The organism is Microvirga calopogonii, from assembly GCF_003347665.1.
Lineage (GTDB): Bacteria > Pseudomonadota > Alphaproteobacteria > Rhizobiales > Beijerinckiaceae > Microvirga > Microvirga calopogonii.
The window spans coordinates 1-3,349 of sequence record NZ_QDGA01000204.1; the positions used below are offsets into that span (position 1 = coordinate 1).

A 3,349-nucleotide genomic window follows, 5' to 3' on the forward strand; every position below is an offset into this window, starting at 1 on the left:
TAGTCCTTGGCCAGCCGCCGGTTGGTAGTCAGCCAACCGATGGTCCGCTCCACCACCCACCTTCGCGCGAGCACCTGAAAGCCACTCGGTCGCGTCGGCGGCTCTGCGTCAGCCCGCATCCAGGTGCCTTCACTCCACCAGTGTTGCGGAATCGACAGCTTCCATCCCAGCGCTCTGCACAACCAGTCCTTCAGCCCGCGATAAGCCGTGTCGGCCCACACGCGCTCAATGGCCGGAAACAGATGCTGCAGCCCCTCCAGCAGGAGTTCGGCGCCTGCGCGATCATGAATGTCGGCGGGCTGCATGCTGTTCTTCAGCAGATTGCCTTGCGTATCAACGAGCAGATGGCGCTTGCGGCCCTTCACCTTCTTGGCACCGTCGTACCCTCGTGGTCCACCCATCTCAGTGGTCTTGACCGACTGGCTGTCGATGATCGCGGCACTCGGCTGAGGATTGCGGCCGATCCGACAGCGGTAACTCTCGCGCAGAACCTGGGTCACGTGTTCCCACGTGCCGTCCTCACGCCACTGGGCATAGTGGTAAAAGACGGCACCACGCGGGGGATACTCATGCGGCAGCAGCCGCCATTGGGCGCCGGTGCGCAGCAGATAGAAGATCGCATCAACGATGCGCCGTAAGGGATAGGTCTGTCGTCGCCCGGCCGGATGGCTGCGGGGGCTGAGGGGCTCGAGCAGCGCCCATTCCGCATCGGTGAGATCACTGGCTGCGGATACCGGTGAAGCCGGACGCGTATTCCAAGGTGAAGCCGGACACCCATTCCGATTTCATTCCGGACAGCGTTCCGATCTGAAGCCGGACACTCTCCTCGTTTGATCCTGGGTCATGGGAGATGGTGGAGTGGGATTGGCCGGTCGTCAATCGGACGATGATGCAGCGGCCGGGGAGCGCTGCTTGCGCAGGCTCTCGCCGGACAGTTCAATCCTGTAAGCATTGTGGACCAGGCGATCCAGGATCGCATCGGCGATGGTCGGATTGCCGATGATCTCATACCAGCGGTCGACCGGGATCTGGCTCGTCACGATGGTGGAGCGCCGCTCGTACCGGTCCTCGACGATCTCCAGCAGATCCCGCCGCTGATCGTCAGCGAGCTTCTCGGGCCCCCAATCATCAAGGATGAGAAGATCCACGCGGGCCAGCGCCTTGAGCATGCGCGCGTAGCGGCCGTCCCCGCGGGCCAGACCAAGCGCCGCAAACAGCCGCGGGGCACGGTGATAAGCGACCGAGAAGTCCTCCCGGCACGCCTTCTGGCCCAGCGCGCAGGCCAACCAGCTTTTGCCGACCCCGGCTGGTCCGGTCAGCAGGAGCCCGCGTCGTTCACGGATCCAATCGCAGCCGGCCAGCTTGAGAAAGAGCCCGCGGTCGAGACCGCGCGCCGCCCTGAAGTCGACATCCTCGACATGCGCGTCATGGCGCAGGCGGGCCGCCCGCGCCCGGCTCTCAAACCGCTTCTGACAGCGCAGCGTCGCCTCGCGTTCGAGCAGCAGTGCAAGCCAGTCGCCATGCTCGAGAGCCCGAGCCTCGGGCTGGGATTGCAGAGCCTTGAAGGCACTGGCCATGCCGTGAAGACCAAGATCGGCCAGCAGAGCGAGAGTGGGATGGGTCAACATGCAGGATCTCCTTAGTGGAAGTAGCCGGGGCCGCGCAGGTTGGCGTGCTCCAGAATGGCGGTGGGCTCGGGGTCGCGGGCGGGTTGGGCGGCCAGGCGGTTGGCCAGGATCGAGGCGATGCTCTTGGAGGTGAGCGCCCCGATCTGGAGAGCGCGGGCCGACACCGCTTCAGCGCGAGCGGGTTCGAGATCGCGCAACAGGCGCAGAACCCCGAGGCAAGTCCGGAAGCCCTGCTCAGGATGCGGGCGGCGCGCCAGAATAGCCGTGATCAGACCTTCCGTCTGAGGGCCGACGGACGCCGCCCAACGGCGGAAGCGCTCCGGGGTCCAGTCGGCATAGCGCCGATGGGAACTCGGCATGTGGTCCGGGTCGGTGCCGTGCCGGCGCCCACCGTAGCGGCGCTGATGGGTTGCCACGCGCTGGCCGCGGTGGAAGATCTCGATCGTGCGGCTGGTGGCCCGCAGGTCGACCTGCGCGCGGATCAGGCCGTGCGGAACCGAATAGAAGAAGCCGTCGTACTCGACGTGATAGTCCGTGCCGACCCGCACGAAGCGCCATTCGGCGAACTCGTAGTCGTCGCCCGGCAGCGGCGCGAGCGCCGGGCGCTCCATCGTCTCGAAGAGATGCCGGCGGCTGACCCCGAGGCGGCGCACGACATGATCGTTGATGCGCTCGCACGCGCCGGCAATCGCCGCATTGGCTTCGGCCAGCGAGAAGAAAGTCTGGTGCCGCAGCCGTCCGAGAATGCAGGTCTGGGCAAAGCGCACGCCATTCTCCACTTTGGCTTTGTCCTTGGGCTTTCGTGGCCGCGCCGGCAGGATGCCGATGCCGTAATGCGCGGCCATCATGCCGTAGCTGCGGTTGATCTCGGGATCGTAGAACGAGGCCCGGTTGACCCCTGACTTGAGATTGTCCGGCACGATCAGGCGCGGAACGCCGCCGAAGACGCGGAACATGCGCCCATGCGCGCCAATCCAGTCCGGCAGGGACTGGGTCCAGGTCGCCTCAGCGTAGGTGAAGTTGGAGGCGCCGAGCACGGCGACGAAGATCTCGGCCTGGCGGATCTCGCCGGTGTCGGAATCAACGATGGCGATCTTCTTGCCGGAATAGTCGACGAACACTTTGTCGCCGGCAATATGGTCCTGGCGCATGGTCGGCGAGAGCCGGCTCTCAAACGAGCGGAAGAGCTCGCAGAAGCGGCTGTAGCCATAGCCGTTGGAATGGACGGCCCGGTACTCCTCCCAGAGGATTTGCAGGGTGACGCCGGGCTTCTTCAATTCGACGATGGCTTCGGCCCAGTGGGGCTCGGGCCGCCGGCGCTGTCCCTGCTTGACGCCGGCGCGGGCGAAAAGCCTGTTCTCCAGGGCCTCGTCGGTCAGGTCGCCGGGCAAGGGCCAGCTCAAGCCGGCCTGCTCGGCGCGCTTGAGGTTCTCCTGGACGGTGCTGCGCGCGATCCCGAGCCTCTCGGCGATGTCACGCACGCTGATGCCGTCCCGGGCCAGGCGCAGCATCTGTCTCAACTGTCTCATGGTCAGCTTCCTCTTGGCGGGCATTCCATTCTCCTCGATGACGTGAGGAGGGTGATGCCCGAGTTGCTGACCCAGGGGATCATCAGAGTGGGGAAAGTGTCCGGTAATTGATCGGAACGGTGTCCGGCTTCATTCCGGAATGCTGTCCGGCGTCAAATCGGAATCCCCGTCCGGATTGAATCGGAATCCGCA

The 3,349-nt window shown here is 65.2% G+C and carries 3 protein-coding genes; all 3 read right to left on the bottom strand.

Annotation, left to right across the window (positions count from 1 at the left end; all coding sequences use genetic code 11):
- A partial coding sequence (locus DDF70_RS35740) for an IS5 family transposase (RefSeq protein ID WP_114949192.1) occupies nt 1-695 on the bottom strand: 695 nt, incomplete at its 3' end.
- A 180-nt stretch (nt 696-875) separates the two neighbouring features.
- Nucleotides 876-1,628 (bottom strand): IS21-like element helper ATPase IstB, encoded by a 753-nt coding sequence (gene istB, locus DDF70_RS35745; RefSeq protein WP_114945129.1) that lies wholly within the window; start codon nt 1,626-1,628, stop codon nt 876-878.
- Nucleotides 1,629-1,639: 11 nt separating this feature from the next.
- Nucleotides 1,640-3,181, bottom strand: a complete 1,542-nt coding sequence (gene istA, locus DDF70_RS35750; RefSeq protein WP_281024360.1) for an IS21 family transposase — start codon at nt 3,179-3,181, stop codon at nt 1,640-1,642.
- Nucleotides 3,182-3,349 lie beyond the last annotated feature (168 nt).

Excerpts from the sequence above, each read along its gene's own strand:
- istB (WP_114945129.1), bottom strand. The coding sequence starts at position 1,628 with ATGTTGACCCATCCCACTCTCGCTCTGCTGGCCGATCTTGGTCTTCAC.
- istA (WP_281024360.1), bottom strand. The coding sequence starts at position 3,181 with ATGCCCGCCAAGAGGAAGCTGACCATGAGACAGTTGAGACAGATGCTG.